A 15,702-nucleotide genomic window follows, 5' to 3' on the forward strand; every position below is an offset into this window, starting at 1 on the left:
GGGCAATCCGATTGCTAGACTCGCCGGCATGAACCCTGGCGCCCGGCCCACCGACGACTCCGCCACCCCGCCTCTGCGCAGTGACGCCGAGCGCAACCGGGGGAGGATCATCGCCGCCGGGCGCACGGTGTTCGGGCGTGACGGCCTGAACGCCTCCATGGCCTCCGTGGCCCGCGAGGCAGGAGTGGGGATCGCCACCGTCCTGCGCCACTTCCCCGTGAAGGAGGACCTGGTCGCCGCCGTCTTCCTCGACCGCATGGACGCCTACGCCGACGCGGTCGCCGTCGCCCTCGACGACCCCGACCCCTGGCACGGTTTCACCGGATACATCGAGACCGCCTGCGCGATGCAGGCCGCCGACTACGGCTTCGCCGACGTCCTGACCACGACCTTCCCCACCGCCAAGGCCCTGGAGCAGCGTCGCAACGAGGCGTACGAGGCCATGGTGAGGCTCATCGACCGCGCCAAGGCCACAGGCCGCCTGCGCGAGGACTTCGACCCCTCGGACCTGGTGCTGATCCACATGGCCAACGCAGGCGTCGTCAACGCCTGCGGCGATGCCGCTCCCGACGCCTGGCGACGCGTCGTCGCCCTGATGATCCAGTCCCTCGAGACCCCTGCCCGCGGCCCTCTGCCCGCCTCGCCCGAGCACGACGCCCTCTACAAGGCCATGCTCCGCGCCGGCCCGGCAGGCAGCACCGCACCGAAGCCGGGGAAGAACAGCTGAGCCCCACTCGACGCGGACGCGGAAGTGGGTGGGTGACCCGGTTGGTGGCCGACACGGCCATGCGGCGGGGCTCTCACAAGTCGCCCTCTACCCTGAGCGACTTCTGCACCCCAAGGCCCTGGCAACGAACAAACCCCAGGTCGCTGACCTGGGGTTTCAATCTGGAGCGGGTGACGAGAGCCGTACCTTCTGACAGCGATCGTGTCTGGCCAGGTTCTCCGGGACTGTCCTCTGGCATGAGGTAGTACCTCTGCCGGGAAGGATCACTGATGGGCAGCAATCAATCGCCGCCGACTTGGCCGCTGACCTGGGCGAACGGACGGAACGCGGTCTCGTCGACTTCGCTTGCTTTCACCGTGATTCCCCGTTGTTCCCCCGTCCGGCATGGTTCTTGATCCTGCTCATGACGGGTGCTGCTCCGCCATCCGCTCACGCGATGATGGGCGAGCTGCCGGTGTTATCGGATGGGGCGGTGACGGGAGTGCTGGGACCGGCGCGCGGCGGTGAGGGCCAGCGCGGCCACGAGAACCACGATGCCGACAATCAGCAGGTAGCTCAGCCCTTCCGCTACGACTCCGATGATTCCCAGCACGACGGCGACCAGAACGAGAAGCAGCAAGAGAGCCATGATGCGAACACCTCCCTTGGGTAGCTGAGCACCGGACGGTCAGCGGCGCGCGAGTTGCCGCTCGCCGCCTGCGCCCGTCTGGTAGGTCATGTCGTAGTGCTGGAAGATCGCTTCCTCTGCCTCGGCGGGCAGGATGTCGTCCATGCCGACCGAGGGTGCCTTCTTCACCAGCGCCTTGGCGTAGGAGACCTTGACGTAGTCCGGTCCGAGGGTCGCCTCGTCGAGGGGTACGAAGGCCAGGTGGTGGCGGGTGGGGAGTCCGGTGCGGATCGTGGCCACGGCCGGTTCGTCGGTGGTGGTGTCCACGTAGATCGCTTCGAGTACGCCGATCTTGTGGCCCTTCGGGTCGACGACGCTGCGGTTACGCCACTCGCGGATGTCGGCTGAATGGATCATGGCCTGCCTCCTGAGCCGTTGATCCGGGCCGGTGCGGGCCACCGGGCCGCCCCTGCGGGAAGTCGCCGCCCCGTTGAGGGGCCGATAGGCCCTTGTCCTTCCAGGTTATCGAGGAACCTCTGTGTCGCGCCCTCGCGCGGTGACGGTGCCGAGCGTGGTAGTCGACAGGCATGCCGATGAAGCCTTCCGGTGCCGCGGACCGTCCATCTCGACTCGGACGGCTGCGCCGCGCGATCACCCGTTCACCAGCCGGGCGCGGATGGCGGCGGAGCAGGGATCTCGAGCTGTGGTCGCGTTCGCTGGGCTTCGCGGCGCTGGGGTTGCTCACGCTGGTGCCGCTGCTGATCATTGTCTCCTCTGCCGATCCCGAGCACGGGCGGGGGTTCGCCCAGTGGTTGGGGGAAGGGCTCGGCGTGTCGAGAGCCTCCAGGCGGCAGGTCGAGCAGTTGTTCATCCGGCCTGGCCAGGCACTGCGGACCACGACCGCGTTCGGTATCGCAGCGCTCGCCGTGTTCGGTCTGACCTTCGGGGCGGCGGTGCAGACCGGCTACGAGAAGGTCTGGGACCTGCCGCCGGCCCGCTGGTGGGCGAGGTGGCGGCATGTGGTGTGGCTCGGGATCCTCACCGGGTACCTCTTCGTCTCCGCCACCACCACGCTGCGGCGTGAACCCCTGGCAGGTGTGGCCGTCGCGTCGCTGAGCGCCGTGCTGTTGCTCTGGTGGTCCCAGCGCCTGCTGCTCGGCGGGCGGATCCGCTGGCGAGCCCTGCTGCCCGGCGCCGTGGCCACCGTGATCGGGCTGCTTGGCCTGAGGGTCTTCTCCAGGCTCGTCTTCTCGCCGTTGATCGCATCCAATGCCGTCACCTACGGCCCCGTCGGAACCGTTCTGGTCATCCAGTCCTGGCTGGTCGGCGTGGGAGTCGTAGTCTTCGGTGGGGCGCTGGTCGGCCGACTGCTGCACGAAGAACTCCCGCGCGCGGCACACGCACTGAAACGACGCAGGTGAGCTGCTGCGGGGCAGCTGGTCATTTGGCCTGGGCCGTGATCGCCCTCAGGGGGCGAGTCAGCCATGGCCTGATCGGCTCACTGCACAGGAAGCGCGCTGCCTGTACGACCGGTCGAAGGGCGTGGCGGTCAGAGGATCGTGATGGGGTGGTGCCGGATGGGTCACAGCGGTCATGATCGACCGGCTCCGGCAGAGACCTCTGCTGACCTGCGGGCGGCGACGGTGATACGCCGGCACACCAACTCGTCGGCCGACGCGGCTCGTACACGTCGGACGGCGGAGCGGGTTCGCCGCTGGATGCCTCTCCTCTCGGCCGTGGTCGTTCTTCGTGGAACGGCTGACCAGGCTGGCCCATCTCCGACCGGGCCTTCCGCGCTCTGCTCGCCGACCAGGCCATCCATCGAAGCCAGGACCCGCTCGTCTCTGCTCAGTCAGCGGTGGCGTCGGAACTGCTCACGGCACCGTTGCTGGAGGGCGCGGACGGCGCGGACGGCGCGGACGACTCGGACGACGCCGAGGCGCTGGGACTGGAGCTGGAGCTGGGAGCAGGACTGGTGTCCGGCGCCGTACTCGCGTCCGGCGAGGCAGAGCTGCCCGTCTGCGGCGCCGAACCACTGGACGCACCCGGGGTGGGTGTCCGCCTGTCGGCGGGATCGGGGGTACCGGCCGTGCCACCGCCCACCGAAGTTCCCCTGCCCGGCTCGTTCTTGACCACGGCCGCTACCGGCTTGCCCATGATCAGCTCCACCGCGGTCACCGTGAGCATCGCCAGGGCGAACACCAGGCCCGTCGCCAGGGCGTACTTCTTCCAGCCGATGGACCTCCGGAGGGAGCCACCCCGGTAGGTGGTGACCGACTCGCCCTCGGAGGGCGCGGAGGCCGACGTCGTCCCGCCGTATTCACCACCCGGGCCACCGGGCTCGCCGGGCGGCCTCGTGTGAACAGCCGCAGCGTCCGCCTGTAAACCGAACGCCGCCCGGGCGTCCGCGCGGTGTTCCGCCCGCTCCTCGCCCGGCGTCCTCGGCACTCCTACGGACGGCACCCGGCTGCGAATCCCCTCGCCCGTCCGTCGGAAAGCATGAGAGAAGACCGCTGCGCCGGTGGTCGCGCTGGCACTGATCACGGCGGCCCCGATGATCGTCCCGGTCACCCCCAGCAGGGATGCCAGCACCGCGCCCACCACAGTCGCGAGTGCGCTCGCCACTACCTGCACAAGAGTCAGGTCGAGGACCTTGCGCTTGGGCGCCCGTTCCTCTTCTTCTCTGCGATTCTCCACCAATATCCCTTGATAGTTCTGGAGCCCGGCAGTCGTCGGCGCCGTGACCATCGGTGTGATGGCGGACAGCAAGGACCCAGCCGGGCGACAACTCGCCGACCAGTGCGTGATGGCCGGATGTGTCCCGCTCACGGTGGGGCGGACGCGAGCTTGATGGAGATCCGGGAGCGTTTTGCGGTCCCGTGGAAGCACCCTCCCGCGCGGATGGAGCTGTTCGCACCGGACGAGAAACGGCCGATGCGCGTTGGCCCGGGCACGAGTTGTGCAGTAGCTGTTGAGCGTGCGTCGGCCCAGCCTGCGGAGGATTGGACGAAGCCCCCACAGGCTGGGCGGCAATCAGCCTCCCCACACGAGCGGCAGATCACCGGAACGCGAAGCGCACGGACGTTACCCGGCGAACGCCAGGCCCGGGGGCGGTCGGTTTCCCCAGCGGAAGTGCGGGGCTAAGAGAAGGGTCCGGGCAGGCAGACCGACTCGGTGCGCAGGCCTCGGGCTTCGACCATGGCCTCCCGTATTTCCTCGGTGCCGCTCTGGCCGCGGGCGGCTGTGCGCATGCTGCGATAGCCGGGGACCTGGGCGGCGTGGTGGACGGAGAGGGCGGTGAACCGCTCTTCGAACTGTTCACCGGGGAAGCCGCGGTCCCCCGCCAAGCGGGCGAGGAGCGCGTCTGCCTCGGTGACGGCCTTCTGCGGTGGTCGATGAACTGCTCCTGAATGTGGCCCCATTGAGCTGGGTACTGCGCGCGGGCCTCGGGTGACAGTCGTTGTTCCGTGAGGGAGCCGTGCTGCTTGACGCGCTTCACTGAGTTCCCGTTCTGCGGCCTTGGTGTCGCCGTCGTGGTCGGCGACGGCACGGTCGTACTCGGGTCCGAAGCGGTGCTTCAGGCCGCGACCGCCGCGATGACGATCACGGCGCTGATCACGATGGTGAGCATGGCTTCCATCTCTGGTTCTCGGTTCGTGGGTTGCTCTGCTTCATTGCCGTGCCCGTCACCTCCTGTGGGCTGATTCCGCGTTGGCCTGCCGGGTGGTGTCCACGGGAGGTGGGCATCACCCGGGGTGTTCATGGTCAGCGCCTGAAGGCGTCCTTGGCCTTGTCGCCGGCCTGCTTCAGGTTTCCGGAGACCCGGCCGGTCCTGCCTTCGCGCTGCAGGCGCCTGTTGCGGGTGGTGCGGCCGATGCGTTCGGTGATCCGGCCCTTGAGTTCCTGTGTCTTGTGCTTGATCGTCTGCCTGACGCTCATCGTTGTCCTCCGCTCATTCGCTGGATGGGCTCCCGCGCGCTTGCCGTACAGGCCGCATTTCCGCGGGCGGGGGCGCCTGGTATGGACTACCGGTGACTGCGGCTGTACCGGCGTCCGCCACCGCCGCGCCCGAGCATGGCGAAGCCGACGATCCATACGACCAGCAGTACGGCGGCGACCCACCAAAGGGTCTGCATGGTGAAGCCGAACCCGAACACCACCAGGATCAGCAGAAGGAGAAGAATCCATAACATCGCCGGGCCTCCAGATCGCGGGAATCTCCTGGTTCCGCGGGGTCCGGGCGAAGCGGGAAGGTGGAATGCGTCGCCCGAGTGATCCGGAGCGCATAGCCCTACGCCGTGCTGTCAGTCAACGCCTGGCGACTGCCTGTGTCAACGCAGCGTCGACATAGGGGAGTTCCGGGAGCTGGGCAGGGGACGCTGGGACAAACGGAGCCTCAGCGGGTGCTTCGGCCGGCTCGGCCGGCGGCGTCGGCAGGATGTGGTCCTCCCACCAGGACAGACCCATCACGGTGGCGAGCAGGACGAAGGGGACAGAAGCCGGAACGATCAGCACGTACATGCGTACCGCCTGCGGTGGGATGCGTGCGACGCGGCGGGCAGCAGATGAACGGTGCCCGCATGAGGCGCATCGAGGCTGCGCAGGATCGCGTAGCGACGGCGAGTGCCGGATGGGCCCGTTGGGGGCGCGGCAGGTTCCGGTACTGATGCGCAGGGTGCGCCCCCGAAGGAGCGCGAAAGGTGATCGACGCTGCCGGGGGCTCGGGCGTACCTAGCACGCTAGGCCTGGCCGCACTCCCTGGACAGATGTCAAGTGGCCATCTGCTCCAGGTGCAAGACCGTTGTACGCGGCGCTGTCCGTAATCCCTGCGCAGGGCTAGTCTGTTGGAACAGGCCCCGGCCCCCGGCAGTGATGCCTTGTTCCGCTCCGGGGAGGCCCATCGTGTTCGTTCTCCTTCTCGTCCTGATCTTGGTCTTGTTCGGCCTCGGTTTCCTCAGCCCTCTCTGGTGGGTGGCCGCAGCCGTGCTGGTCTTCGGCGTCACCCGCCACGGCCGCGATCGCGGTGGAGGCTGGATCCGTGGTGACGGCTCCGATCGCAGGGAGTACCGGGACTACGAGAACCGCCGGGAGCGTCAGGACCGCTGGGACCGGCGCTACAGCCGTCAGCACCGGGCGCGCTGGAGGCGCGAGGACCGTCGGGACCGCGAACGCCGCGGGTGACCGATGAACTGGCCTGGCATCCAGAGGTTCCGGGACGGCCGCAGCCACACCGGACGCGTCGAAATCGTAGAGAGGTACGTGCCATGCATCGCACAACCATGCTCCCGGGGGATTGGTGGGATCTGACGGCCGAGACCTCGGTAGAGGACCCGGCGGTTCAGGATGTCGTGGCACTGCGTGCCGAGAACGATCAGCTGCGGCGGGCGTTGGCCGGCCTTGCGGTCATCGATCAGGCCTGCGGCATGGTGATGGTCCTGGCCCCCTGCCGCCGTGGGCCGGCCAGGAACCTGCTGGTGGATATCTCGCGGCAGTGCAACGCCAGACTTCCGGAGGTGGCTGCGGCCCTGGTCGCCGCCTGGGAGGGTGAGCCGCTCTCGCGGCTGATGCAGCGGGCGCTGCGGCACGCGCTGCGGCGGCTTTACGCGCAAGACCGGGAGTGCGACGCACCACCGGCGGGCGCGCCGCCTGGAAGGGGAGGGGCATGATTCACGCAGCCGATGTCCGAGAATGGCGCAACCGCGATGTCGTCGATGCCGAGTCGCACAAGATCGGTGTTCTTGAGGCGGTCTATGTGGACACCACCACCGATGAGCCGGCCATGGCCACGGTACGGACCGGACTGCCCACCCGGCACCGTCTGGTCTTCGTCCCCCTCGAGGATGCGATCGCCGGGCCGGGTTATCTCAAGGTCGGCTATGTCAAAGCACTGGTGAAGCAGGCCCCTTCGATCGGCACCGACGACGTGCTGCCCGCCGAGCAGGAGGAAGCGATCTTCAAGCACTACGGACTGGCCTACAAGCCCGGTGCGGCCGGCGAACGGCAACTGGCACGCCGCTGACCACCAATGGACAGGATGACTGCCCTGTGAGGTACGCACCATGCACCAGGTGACCACGCCCCGTGAAGAACGGCGACTGCTGAGGACCGTTCCTCCGGCGAAGGATGCGGCGTTGCTGGCCGAGGTCGTCGAACTACGCGCCACGAACGAGCAGTTGGAGCGGGCGCTGGCGAGCCGTGCGGTGATCGACCAGGCGCGCGGCATGGTCATGGTCCTGGCACCGTGTTCCAGCGACCGGGCCTGGGACCTGCTGGTGGACGTGTCGCAGCACTGCAACATCAAGCTCCGTGACGTGGCTGCGGCCCTGGTCGCCACGACGAAGGACCAGACGCTCCCGCAACCGATACAGCGGGAGCTGCGCCGAGCACTGCGGCGCCTCCAGCTGGCGAACGGGAGATGACGGCGTACGTGTCCAGCGGACGGCACCGGGAGCTGTGAACTCAACTCTCCGGTGCCTTTGTCCAGGACGGCCGCCGGACGCCCCTGCTGAGTAGCCCGCCTGGTGGAACTCAAACACCGGCCTGGCTCCGCCACTCGCCAGGCCACGGACGATGGAGTCGACGCGGTTTCAACTCTGCCCGTCGACGAACAGACGGCCAGGGGGGACCCCCCCGTCGCTCGCGTCGAGGCCCACGCGGGCGATGGGGCGCAGGCGAGCCGTCAGGGCGGTGAGGAGACCCGACCACTGGCTCTTGAGGTCGCGTGTCCGCGGCCATCACACGCCGTCGAACGTTCCCGTGCGCTTGGCTGTCGTCTCCAGCCGCAGGACCGCGGTGCCGGGAAGCACCGGCTCAGTGCTGGTGTCTGCCAGAAGCCTGACGGGGTGCGTGGCGGGGAGCATGGCGACTCACTTCCCCGCCATCCGGGTCCGGCGCCGTGGCCGGAGCCGTCCGCGTCCCCCGTCGCGGTGGTCGCGGCGATCGCCTGCGCCACTCGTTCCGGCGCGACCGCGGAGCTTCCACGGGGCCGATGGTGCCAACCCCCGGACAGCCGATGGGGAGCGGCCGTAGTGGAAAGCGGCGATGCGCTCGTCGTGCTGGTTGTTGAGCAGGTGGATCAGGAGCACACCCACAGCGACGATCGCCAGGAGCACCAGCGCGGTTACGAAGATGTCCATGACCCTCACACCCCCTTTGCCGGATTCGGCGTCGGCAGAGCGACTGTCGGAATACCGAATACCGGAGCAGTGACTGCCGGGATCCGTGGACGTGAGGTCGGACCGCGCGCCTCATGGCCGCTTTCGGCGTCCCAGACGGCCTCCACGGCCCGGTCGGTCGCCGCCACGGTGCGCAGACGCGCAGCCTCCTCCATCAACCGGCCCGTGGTCGACGTTCGCAGTGGGGCGCCCGCGGCCGACATCAGCCAGGCGGCTGAGACGGGAGTCGCAGTCAATGAGGGAGGTTCCGCCCCCAGATCACAGGCGCGGGCCCACCAGGCGCCATCCAGCGGCGCCGGTGCCGAACCGGAGAGAGCCGGCGACATGCGGAGAGATGGAGAGGAGGACCGGTCTTCGAGTGCCGGCGCGTACGAAACGGTCGCAGTCATGATGCGAACCCTGCTCCGGACCGGTCGGAACCGGCCCGGCGTATCCAATCGCCGAAAACGACACAAGCATGGAGGCCGGTGCGCGAAATACCCTCGGTAACACCAGCCTACTCCCCTAACCCGCCGTACGGACCGTGCCCAGCAGTCGCGCACCTCTCTGCCGCCCCGCCCGCAGGTCGACCGCTCCGAGATGGCGAGTAGATGAACAGACCCGCCGGACCGTTCCAGGGACGCGATCCGTGCAAGTGTGGGAAGTGGACGGCCCGACGCCGAGCACCCGGATACTGATCGGCTGCCGCGGTCGGCCGTCTGTGACAGTGAGGAGCGCGCCATGGGCGCGAACACGGTCGAGGCTGCGTTGCCCGACACCCTTCAGAAGCTCACAGACCACCTGACGGCCTCCTACGCCGACCTGTTGCCGGCCGCGGTCGTGCGGGAGGTGGTGCAGGACTGCTACCAGCCGCTCAGTAACGCTCGTATCGCGAACTACGTGCCGATCCTCGTCGAGCACAACAGCCGCACCAAGCTACGGCAACTCGCCCGTCGCCCCGATCCCACGGCTCCCCTGCGCGAGGAGTCCGACGGGACACGAGGCCACTCCGCCACCACGGCTCTGAAGAGGCTTCGAAGCGCGTTCCGCGGTCGACCAGATGCAATTTCTGGGACTTCGCGAGCGGCGCACACTCCGAGGTGAAGCGTCCGATCCGGGGTACCGACCGGCGATCCCGAGGCCCCGTCCTGCCGGTGCTTGGACTGAATCACCCAGCGCCTCCCGTCACGGCGCGTCAAGTCCCGTACCGCAAACTCGAAGTCCTCGTGGTGGGGCCCATCGAGCTGGGGGAGCTTGTACCGCAGCCTCCGCACGTGTACCCGCTCCCAGCGAGCGCTCACCGCCCACTGGGTGAGCCAGAGACCGCCGGCCCCACCCACGACGACGCAGAGCCTGGCGCCCGCGGCCGCCGCGTCGGCGAGGTTTGCAGTCGTACGAGTTGAACGGTACGCGGCAAGGCCGTGTCCGTCTGCTGCCGCCCGTCGCCGTCAGCGGACAGGGCGCCGCCGGGCGCGCCGGGATACCCGCACGGCGGCCACTGTCACATCGGCCACGAGAACGACGGCAACGAGGACGAACAGGGGGAAGAACGCCACGACTCGGACACCTCCCTCCGACCGTGCCGTCGCTCAGCGGCGTGCGAGCTGTCGTCCGTGCCGATCGATGGAGCCTTCCTCACCAGGTTCCTGGTGTAGGAGATCTTTACGTAGCCCGGGCCCCAGGAGTGCGTCGTCGAGGGGCACGAAGACCAGGCGTCGGAGAGTCGGCGGCCCTGTCCCTCCTGGGCGGGACACCGTTCGATGCGGGCCGCGTCCCTCGGACGGACCCGGCGTGCCCGGAACCGGCTGTGCGGCTGTGACAACGACTCCGGCGCAACCACGCCGGAGTCGCCCTTCCGGGCGGCTGCACGTGAGCGTGAGCCAACCCACAATCCATGCTACTGCGGCTGGTGCGGCTCGCATCCTCGACGGAGAAGCCAGTGCGGTGGATCCGTGACTCGCTCACCTGCGCAGCAGCGGGCCGGCCCGGCCTTTGCTCGACCGTCCGGCACCGAGTGACGCAGGACGCGGCCCCACATGGACGCGGATGTCGTACCGACGTACCGCCGCGATCCGCCTCGCCTCCTGCTCCGGAGACAGATCCCCCCGCTCCTCCACGCCTCGTTCGCGCCGTGTCCGGCCGGTGCGGGCTATTCGGGCCGTTGGGTGCGGTCGTTGTGGGCGAGGCCGTCGGGATGGTCCTCCGTGCGCTCGCCAAGAGGAAGAACCAGTACCCGCAGGGCCGCCTGACCGGGCGTGCGGTGGATCTGCCCTGCTTCCTGCCAGCCCCGGTCCTTGAAGGCGGCACTGGTAGTACGGGCGGACTGATCCACCAAGGTGACGCCGAGTGAGGAGTGATGGTCGGCGAGCAGACTCTCCTGGAGCCGGCGGGCGAGCCCGTGGGCGTGCTGGTGCGGATGGACGAGGGTTTCGAGGATCGCGAAGACGTGCCCGGACGCGGTCAGTTGTTCCAGGTTCTGCGGCATCGGTCCGTCGAACCCCTCCCACCAGGAGCCGTCGCGTGGCACGGGGATCCCTGAGACACAGCCGGTCAAGCCCTCTGCCTCGGCGACCAGCATGTCGAATCCCGGCAGTTGTACGTCGCGCTCCAGCCGGCGCAGGAACTCCTGCCGGCCGCGGAACTCCTCGCCGGGCGGGGTGAGGGACGACTCCACGTACAGATCCGCCAGGTCCTCCCGCAGACCCTCGGCCTGCCAGCGGTTCAGTCGGCGCAGCCGCACCGTGTCCAGGACAGGACGCTCTGAGCCTTCGGGTTCGTGCGGGTGCCGCGGGCTGCTCATGGGGCGCCTCGGTTCAGAAGACCGGGAGATGGAAGACCAGGAGATGTACGGGAGTGCCGTCGTGGCCGATGGGTGGTGCGGCGCCGGGGTCCGGGACGTCTGTACAGCAGCATAGCCCCGGATCAGCACCGCGCCGGGGCCCGTTGGGGGCACGGGGCCACTGGTGCGCAGACAGCTGAACGGTTTGAAAGCGGGCTGTCCGGGAAACCGTCCGCGGTGCTTCAGACCGGAGGCACCCCCGTGGGAGCGGCTCTCGCTGCTCCCCTGTGTGCTGCGGTCTGCCGGCTCCCACGGTGAGTGACGCCACCGATCAGGGAGACACATGCCCATGGCTGCCGAACGCACGCAGAGCCCACGAAGCGCGCACCGCTACGACGACGCACCGGACACCGACGCAGCCTTCCGCCGTATCGCCGCTCTGCCGGACGGTCCGGAGAGGTCCGCGCTGCGCCAGGAGGTGGTGTGCGCCTGGATGCCGATGGCCGTACGGCTGGCCCGGCGCTACCGTCATCGCGGTGAGACCTTCGAAGACCTCAAGCAGGTCGCCCAACTGGGCCTGGTCAAGGCGGTGTCCCGCTTCGACCCGAGTCTCGGCACCGCCTTCCCGAGTTTTGCCATACCGACGATCCTCGGCGAGGTGAAGCGTCACTTCCGTGACGAACTCTGGGTCGTGCACGTGCCACGGCGCGTACAGGAGCTGCGTGGTCAGGTCCGCTCCGCCGACCATGAGCTGAGCACTTCGCTGGGCGGATCGATACCCGCCGTCCACGAGATCGCCGCACACGCCGGACTGACCGAGGCGGACGTATTGCTGGGCCAGGGGGCGCTGGAGAGCTTCACCGCCCTGTCACTGGACGCCCTGCCCGGCGGCTCCGCGGACAGTTACCCGCTGGCCGACACTCTCGGTGGCATGGAGCCCGGATTCGACCGGGTCGTCAACCGTGAGACGCTACGACCCCTGCTGCGGGCCCTGCCCGAACGCGAACGCCAGATCCTGTACATGAGGTTCTTCTGCGAGATGACGCAGGCCCGCATCGGTCTGCAGCTCGGTGTCTCTCAGATGCACGTCTCCCGTCTGATCACCCGCACCTGTGCACGCCTGCACGACCAGGTGATGGCCGATCCCCGCGTTCCGACGAGGACCGCTTGACGACGTCCCGGGTACAGGGGCGGCGCCTGCGAACGGCCCTGTTTCGCTTCGCCTGTATCTGCTCTAGGCTCCACGCAGGGAATACGGGACTGGAATACGGGACTGCGACCGTGTCAGGTACCAAGTTTCCCGAGTTTCCCCACCCAGGCTCCCAGCCCCCGAGTCGGAAGAACGAGGCCCGGCCGGAGCCGCATCGCCGAAGAGCGCGGCTCCAGCCTCCGTCCTCCCGGCATTTTCCAGACGGGGTGTTCCCACCAGTCCCGCCGCCGCGGAGGACAACGCGCGAGGACACGGTGGAGGGGGCTTCCCATCCTCGCGCCACGGACGGCCGCCGCCGCAGGGGCGGCGGCGGCCGTCCGGAACGCGAACCCCGGCGCAGGGATCGCGGTCGGTAGCGTGTCGACTGTGGCGCGGAGTGGGTCAGGACCCCAGGCCGGGGAGGGGTTCGGAGTCGTCGATGAAGGCGCGGGCCAGGTCGGACAGGCGGCGGTTGTGGGCGCGGGCGTATCCGCGCAGCGCGCTGAATGCCTGTTCCATGTCGACGCCCTGACGTTCGGCGAGCTTTCCCTTGGCCTGTTCGATCAGCACCCGGCTGTTCAGCGCCGTCTGCAGCTGTTCGTTGAGGACGGTACTGCGCTGGGCGGTGCGTTGTTGCAGCAGGCTGATGGTGGCGACGTCGGCCAAGGCCTGGGCGATGTGCGGGGCGAGTGGGTCGAAGGGGCCGGGAGCGGTGCGGAAGAGGTTCAGGGCGCCCACGGTCTCGTCCCGCAGGCGCATGGGCAGTGCCTGGACGGCGCCGAAGCCGCTGCGGTGGGCCGCCGTGACGAAGCGCGGCCAGCGGTCGACCTTCCGGGTGAGGTCGGTGACCGCCACGGGTGTGCCGGTGTGGAAGCACTCCAGGCAGGGGCCCTCGTCGTTCTGCAGCTGGAAGAGCTCCAGCAGCCGTACCTGTTCGTCGGAGGCGGCCATCACGCGTAGCTCGCCGTCGCGGTCCGCAAGCAGCACACCTGCGGCACTCGCGTCGAGCAGCCCTACGCAGCGGTCGGTGAGCAGGCGCAGGAAGTCGATCAGGTCGAAGTCGGCAACCAGGTTGTCCGCCAGCTCGACAAAAGTCTTGGCCAGGAGCTGCTGATTCATCGTGTCACCCTCGATGGAGACTATGCCCGCCGGGAAGGGGCGGGAAGCGCGGCACGTTCGTCGGATGGCACCGGTACATCAGGTCTCCTCGTCGGTCCGTCCGGGTTCCGAGTCCGATAAGAAGCGGAGCCGATGGGCCACTACGTCGGCGGCCACGTCGGCGAGCCGGCGTCCCCGCATGAAGGCGTAGGCGCGCAGCCGTACGAAGGCCTCGTCGATGCCGACTTCGAGCTGGACGGTGAGGATGCCGGTGGCCTGGTCGATCTCCGCCCGGTATCCGCCCAGGTCCTCGAAGCCCCGATCTGCCGGTGCGCCCGTCTCGTCGATCCGCGCATCGAGTAGGAGCAGCGTCGCGAGATCGGCGAAGGCCAGCGCGTCGGCCAGCTCCTCGGCGTCCAGCACGGTCGGCACGTCGGCGTACAGGTCCAGGACTCCCGGGCTGATCGCCCCCATCTGCAGGGGCAGCGCGAACACGGCGCGTGCCCCGGCTTCCAGGGCCGCATCCGCGAACACGACCCAGCGGTCCTGCAAGGCACCGGTCAGCAGATCGGGCGTCAGGACGGCCGAGCCATGGGTGAAGGCGTCCACGCAGGGCCCTTCGCCCAGCGTGAGCTGGAGCTCTTCCAGTTGCTCGCTGATGTCGTCGGTGCTGCACAACGGATGGCTCGCCGTGGTCCGGGACATCGCCGACAGCCCGGCCCCGCCGACCGGCAGCGCGGCCACGGCCGCGGTGCACACGTCCACCACACTCACCCGGGCACCTCGTCGGACCGCCTGCTCGGCCACCAGCATCTGAATACGGGTCGACCGCCTGTCAGACCCCACCCGGGCCACCGCCTCCAGGCATCGTGACGAGGCCGTCCATCCTCGCCGTGGTCCGCTCCCCGACGGGAAATGCCAGTGCGCGGAACGTGGTGGGGCCGGCTGGCCTGCGAAGCTCTCCCACCAACGTGGGGCCGAGTGATGCCTGGTGGTCGGTCAGCAGCCGCTCCAGCACACGACGGGCCAGGCCACGTTCCTGCGGGTGCGGCCGGATCATGATGTCACCGAATGCGAAGACGCTGCCGGACAGCGTGAGTTGCTCGATACTGCGCGGCAATGCTCCTTCGAAGCCGAGCCACCAGGAGCCGTCGACGCGTATCGGGAATCCGAAGGCGCATCCCATCAGTCTGTCCACCTGCCATCCGTCGGCTTCTGTGGCTGTCCCCACCCGGGTTCCGCCGTCATCGCGCATCGCCCGAGAGAACAGGAGCAAGCGGGGCAGACCGGTGCGGTGGAGCTGGACGGGGCGTGGTCGGGGTGTCGCCGAGAGGAGGTGGCAGGTGGTCGAACGGAGGTCCGAGGAGCAGGAACCCGCAGTCGGCGAGGTCGAGAATCCGAGCCAGCGTCGTTGGCGGATGGTGCAGTCGCAGGGTCCCGCCGACCACGGTGGTCTGCTGCGCAGCGCGGAGGAATGCGTTGAGTCCGCTGCAGTCGCAGAAGCTGACAGCGGTGAGGTCGACGTCGATCGTGCGGATACCGTCTCGCAGGCACCGCTCCAAGGACACGCGCACCAACGGCGCGGATTCGAAGTCGATCTCACCGGACAGGGTGATCAGCGCCCGTTTCCGTCGGTCATGGCGGTAGACGGTGAGCTGGGGCAGGGGCATGACGCCTCGGTTCGGAAGACCATCCGGCAGCGGCACGGTGAGCCGGAGTTCCGGCCCCCTGGGCGCGCTCCCGGCAGGGGCGTACTTTCGGCGGAGGCAGAGCAGCGGCCGGTCCGACAGCCTGCGCAACAGGACAGAGGACCCACCCGGTTCCCTCCAGGGATGCGCCGGGTGACAGACGAAGAGTCCGCACCCGGCAGCCATCTGTGTTCAGCAACAGCATGCCGCCAGGGTCTGGGACGTCTGCACAGCAGCGTAGTCCTCGCGCTGTGTGGTGGACGGTCCGAAGCTCCCCAATCCCAGGATCTGGACGGTGCAAAGAGCGCGGTGGCTCGCGCATGTCCGAGGCATCGCAACGGCAGTCGGACAGAAAGCATTCCGTGTGTGGCCGTGGGCAGGGGCGCACCGGCGGACAGCCAGGGCGAGTGCGCACCGAGGCCGGCCAGGCAGCGGGACCCTGTGGCGTCGGCCCGGTCTT

Annotated in this window: 20 protein-coding genes and 3 pseudogenes; 8 read left to right on the top strand and 15 right to left on the bottom strand. The window is 68.8% G+C overall.

Annotation, left to right across the window (positions count from 1 at the left end; all coding sequences use genetic code 11):
* Positions 1 to 28 precede the first annotated feature (28 nt).
* Entirely contained in the window at positions 29 to 727 is a 699-nt protein-coding gene (locus AB0I98_RS15630; protein ID WP_362941036.1) for a helix-turn-helix domain-containing protein, read from the top strand.
* A gap of 457 nt (positions 728 to 1,184) precedes the next feature.
* Here AB0I98_RS15630 and AB0I98_RS15635 read toward each other — a convergent pair whose 3' ends face one another.
* Both AB0I98_RS15635 and AB0I98_RS15640 read right to left on the bottom strand, forming a co-directional pair.
* Positions 1,185 to 1,355: a hypothetical protein gene (locus tag AB0I98_RS15635; RefSeq protein WP_362941039.1), complete on the bottom strand. Its 171-nt coding sequence runs from the start codon at positions 1,353 to 1,355 to the stop codon at positions 1,185 to 1,187.
* A gap of 39 nt (positions 1,356 to 1,394) precedes the next feature.
* On the bottom strand, positions 1,395 to 1,751 hold the full coding sequence (locus tag AB0I98_RS15640; RefSeq protein ID WP_362941042.1) for a PRC-barrel domain-containing protein: 357 nt from the start codon (positions 1,749 to 1,751) through the stop codon (positions 1,395 to 1,397).
* Positions 1,752 to 1,921: 170 nt separating this feature from the next.
* Here AB0I98_RS15640 and AB0I98_RS15645 point away from each other — a divergent pair, with 170 nt between their 5' ends.
* Positions 1,922 to 2,755: a YhjD/YihY/BrkB family envelope integrity protein gene (locus tag AB0I98_RS15645; RefSeq protein WP_362941045.1), complete on the top strand. Its 834-nt coding sequence runs from the start codon at positions 1,922 to 1,924 to the stop codon at positions 2,753 to 2,755.
* A 427-nt stretch (positions 2,756 to 3,182) separates the two neighbouring features.
* On the opposite strand, the gene AB0I98_RS15650 is transcribed toward AB0I98_RS15645, so the two are convergent.
* The 4 genes and pseudogenes from AB0I98_RS15650 to AB0I98_RS15665 form a co-directional block, all read right to left on the bottom strand.
* A complete protein-coding gene (locus tag AB0I98_RS15650) occupies positions 3,183 to 4,031 on the bottom strand; it encodes a hypothetical protein (RefSeq protein ID WP_362941048.1) in 849 nt (282 codons plus the stop codon).
* Positions 4,032 to 4,513: 482 nt separating this feature from the next.
* Positions 4,514 to 4,974 (bottom strand): annotated as a pseudogene (locus AB0I98_RS15655) (hypothetical protein); the annotation flags it as partial.
* A gap of 125 nt (positions 4,975 to 5,099) precedes the next feature.
* Entirely contained in the window at positions 5,100 to 5,273 is a 174-nt protein-coding gene (locus AB0I98_RS15660; protein ID WP_362941051.1) for a CsbD family protein, read from the bottom strand.
* A gap of 86 nt (positions 5,274 to 5,359) precedes the next feature.
* The gene (locus AB0I98_RS15665) at positions 5,360 to 5,527 is read right to left on the bottom strand and encodes a hydrophobic protein (protein ID WP_362941054.1); all 168 of its coding nucleotides are present in this window, start codon (positions 5,525 to 5,527) and stop codon (positions 5,360 to 5,362) included.
* A gap of 709 nt (positions 5,528 to 6,236) precedes the next feature.
* Here AB0I98_RS15665 and AB0I98_RS15670 point away from each other — a divergent pair.
* The 4 genes from AB0I98_RS15670 (at position 6,237) to AB0I98_RS15685 (ending at position 7,753) form a co-directional block, all read left to right on the top strand.
* Positions 6,237 to 6,515, top strand: a complete 279-nt coding sequence (locus AB0I98_RS15670; RefSeq protein ID WP_099505908.1) for a hypothetical protein — start codon at positions 6,237 to 6,239, stop codon at positions 6,513 to 6,515.
* 83 nt (positions 6,516 to 6,598) lie between these two features.
* Positions 6,599 to 7,000 carry an ANTAR domain-containing protein gene (locus AB0I98_RS15675; protein ID WP_362941057.1) on the top strand — a complete coding sequence of 134 codons (402 nt, stop codon included), beginning with the start codon at positions 6,599 to 6,601 and terminating at the stop codon, positions 6,998 to 7,000.
* On the top strand, positions 6,997 to 7,353 hold the full coding sequence (locus AB0I98_RS15680) for a PRC-barrel domain-containing protein (protein ID WP_362941059.1): 357 nt from the start codon (positions 6,997 to 6,999) through the stop codon (positions 7,351 to 7,353). Before AB0I98_RS15675 ends, AB0I98_RS15680 begins: the two co-directional genes overlap by 4 nt.
* Before the next feature lie 40 nt (positions 7,354 to 7,393).
* Positions 7,394 to 7,753, top strand: coding sequence for an ANTAR domain-containing protein (locus AB0I98_RS15685; protein ID WP_362941062.1), 360 nt, complete (start codon positions 7,394 to 7,396; stop codon positions 7,751 to 7,753).
* A gap of 168 nt (positions 7,754 to 7,921) precedes the next feature.
* Here the strand turns inward: AB0I98_RS15685 and AB0I98_RS15690 are convergent.
* The 3 genes and pseudogenes from AB0I98_RS15690 to AB0I98_RS15700 form a co-directional block, all read right to left on the bottom strand.
* A pseudogene (locus AB0I98_RS15690) lies at positions 7,922 to 8,056 on the bottom strand (hypothetical protein); the annotation flags it as partial.
* A 12-nt stretch (positions 8,057 to 8,068) separates the two neighbouring features.
* Entirely contained in the window at positions 8,069 to 8,194 is a 126-nt protein-coding gene (locus AB0I98_RS15695) for a hypothetical protein (RefSeq protein ID WP_362941064.1), read from the bottom strand.
* Positions 8,195 to 8,200: 6 nt separating this feature from the next.
* Entirely contained in the window at positions 8,201 to 8,470 is a 270-nt protein-coding gene (locus AB0I98_RS15700; protein ID WP_362941067.1) for a hypothetical protein, read from the bottom strand.
* A gap of 759 nt (positions 8,471 to 9,229) precedes the next feature.
* Here AB0I98_RS15700 and AB0I98_RS15705 point away from each other — a divergent pair.
* Positions 9,230 to 9,592 carry a three-helix bundle dimerization domain-containing protein gene (locus AB0I98_RS15705; protein WP_362941070.1) on the top strand — a complete coding sequence of 121 codons (363 nt, stop codon included), beginning with the start codon at positions 9,230 to 9,232 and terminating at the stop codon, positions 9,590 to 9,592.
* A gap of 502 nt (positions 9,593 to 10,094) precedes the next feature.
* Here the strand turns inward: AB0I98_RS15705 and AB0I98_RS15710 are convergent.
* Both AB0I98_RS15710 and AB0I98_RS15715 read right to left on the bottom strand, forming a co-directional pair.
* Positions 10,095 to 10,224, bottom strand: a pseudogene (locus tag AB0I98_RS15710) (PRC-barrel domain containing protein); the annotation flags it as partial.
* Positions 10,225 to 10,637: 413 nt separating this feature from the next.
* Entirely contained in the window at positions 10,638 to 11,288 is a 651-nt protein-coding gene (locus AB0I98_RS15715) for a hypothetical protein (RefSeq protein ID WP_362941073.1), read from the bottom strand.
* A 328-nt stretch (positions 11,289 to 11,616) separates the two neighbouring features.
* On the opposite strand from AB0I98_RS15715, the gene AB0I98_RS15720 reads away from it, so the two are divergent.
* A complete protein-coding gene (locus AB0I98_RS15720; RefSeq protein WP_362941076.1) occupies positions 11,617 to 12,438 on the top strand; it encodes a SigB/SigF/SigG family RNA polymerase sigma factor in 822 nt (273 codons plus the stop codon).
* Between the two features lie 420 nt (positions 12,439 to 12,858).
* Here AB0I98_RS15720 and AB0I98_RS15725 read toward each other — a convergent pair whose 3' ends face one another.
* From AB0I98_RS15725 to AB0I98_RS15740, 4 genes are all read right to left on the bottom strand, one after another.
* On the bottom strand, positions 12,859 to 13,575 hold the full coding sequence (locus tag AB0I98_RS15725) for a GAF and ANTAR domain-containing protein (RefSeq protein WP_362941079.1): 717 nt from the start codon (positions 13,573 to 13,575) through the stop codon (positions 12,859 to 12,861).
* A 78-nt stretch (positions 13,576 to 13,653) separates the two neighbouring features.
* A complete protein-coding gene (locus AB0I98_RS15730) occupies positions 13,654 to 14,328 on the bottom strand; it encodes an ANTAR domain-containing protein (RefSeq protein ID WP_362941082.1) in 675 nt (224 codons plus the stop codon).
* 61 nt (positions 14,329 to 14,389) lie between these two features.
* Positions 14,390 to 14,752, bottom strand: coding sequence for a hypothetical protein (locus AB0I98_RS15735; RefSeq protein WP_362941085.1), 363 nt, complete (start codon positions 14,750 to 14,752; stop codon positions 14,390 to 14,392).
* 46 nt (positions 14,753 to 14,798) lie between these two features.
* Positions 14,799 to 15,224 carry an STAS domain-containing protein gene (locus tag AB0I98_RS15740; RefSeq protein ID WP_362941088.1) on the bottom strand — a complete coding sequence of 142 codons (426 nt, stop codon included), beginning with the start codon at positions 15,222 to 15,224 and terminating at the stop codon, positions 14,799 to 14,801.
* Positions 15,225 to 15,702 lie beyond the last annotated feature (478 nt).

This window comes from Streptomyces sp. NPDC050211, from assembly GCF_040656035.1.
GTDB lineage: Bacteria > Actinomycetota > Actinomycetes > Streptomycetales > Streptomycetaceae > Streptomyces.

Bases quoted from the DNA above. Each gene is read 5' to 3' on its own strand.
- AB0I98_RS15700 (WP_362941067.1), bottom strand. From the start codon at position 8,470: ATGGACATCTTCGTAACCGCGCTGGTGCTCCTGGCGATCGTCGCTGTG.
- AB0I98_RS15665 (WP_362941054.1), bottom strand. From the start codon at position 5,527: ATGTTATGGATTCTTCTCCTTCTGCTGATCCTGGTGGTGTTCGGGTTC.
- AB0I98_RS15630 (WP_362941036.1), top strand. From the start codon at position 29: ATGAACCCTGGCGCCCGGCCCACCGACGACTCCGCCACCCCGCCTCTG.
- AB0I98_RS15660 (WP_362941051.1), bottom strand. From the start codon at position 5,273: ATGAGCGTCAGGCAGACGATCAAGCACAAGACACAGGAACTCAAGGGC.
- AB0I98_RS15740 (WP_362941088.1), bottom strand. From the start codon at position 15,224: ATGCCCCTGCCCCAGCTCACCGTCTACCGCCATGACCGACGGAAACGG.
- AB0I98_RS15640 (WP_362941042.1), bottom strand. From the start codon at position 1,751: ATGATCCATTCAGCCGACATCCGCGAGTGGCGTAACCGCAGCGTCGTC.
- AB0I98_RS15705 (WP_362941070.1), top strand. From the start codon at position 9,230: ATGGGCGCGAACACGGTCGAGGCTGCGTTGCCCGACACCCTTCAGAAG.
- AB0I98_RS15680 (WP_362941059.1), top strand. From the start codon at position 6,997: ATGATTCACGCAGCCGATGTCCGAGAATGGCGCAACCGCGATGTCGTC.
- AB0I98_RS15685 (WP_362941062.1), top strand. From the start codon at position 7,394: ATGCACCAGGTGACCACGCCCCGTGAAGAACGGCGACTGCTGAGGACC.
- AB0I98_RS15635 (WP_362941039.1), bottom strand. From the start codon at position 1,355: ATGGCTCTCTTGCTGCTTCTCGTTCTGGTCGCCGTCGTGCTGGGAATC.
- AB0I98_RS15715 (WP_362941073.1), bottom strand. From the start codon at position 11,288: ATGAGCAGCCCGCGGCACCCGCACGAACCCGAAGGCTCAGAGCGTCCT.
- AB0I98_RS15720 (WP_362941076.1), top strand. From the start codon at position 11,617: ATGGCTGCCGAACGCACGCAGAGCCCACGAAGCGCGCACCGCTACGAC.
- AB0I98_RS15695 (WP_362941064.1), bottom strand. From the start codon at position 8,194: ATGCTCCCCGCCACGCACCCCGTCAGGCTTCTGGCAGACACCAGCACT.
- AB0I98_RS15675 (WP_362941057.1), top strand. From the start codon at position 6,599: ATGCATCGCACAACCATGCTCCCGGGGGATTGGTGGGATCTGACGGCC.
- AB0I98_RS15645 (WP_362941045.1), top strand. From the start codon at position 1,922: ATGCCGATGAAGCCTTCCGGTGCCGCGGACCGTCCATCTCGACTCGGA.
- AB0I98_RS15725 (WP_362941079.1), bottom strand. From the start codon at position 13,575: ATGAATCAGCAGCTCCTGGCCAAGACTTTTGTCGAGCTGGCGGACAAC.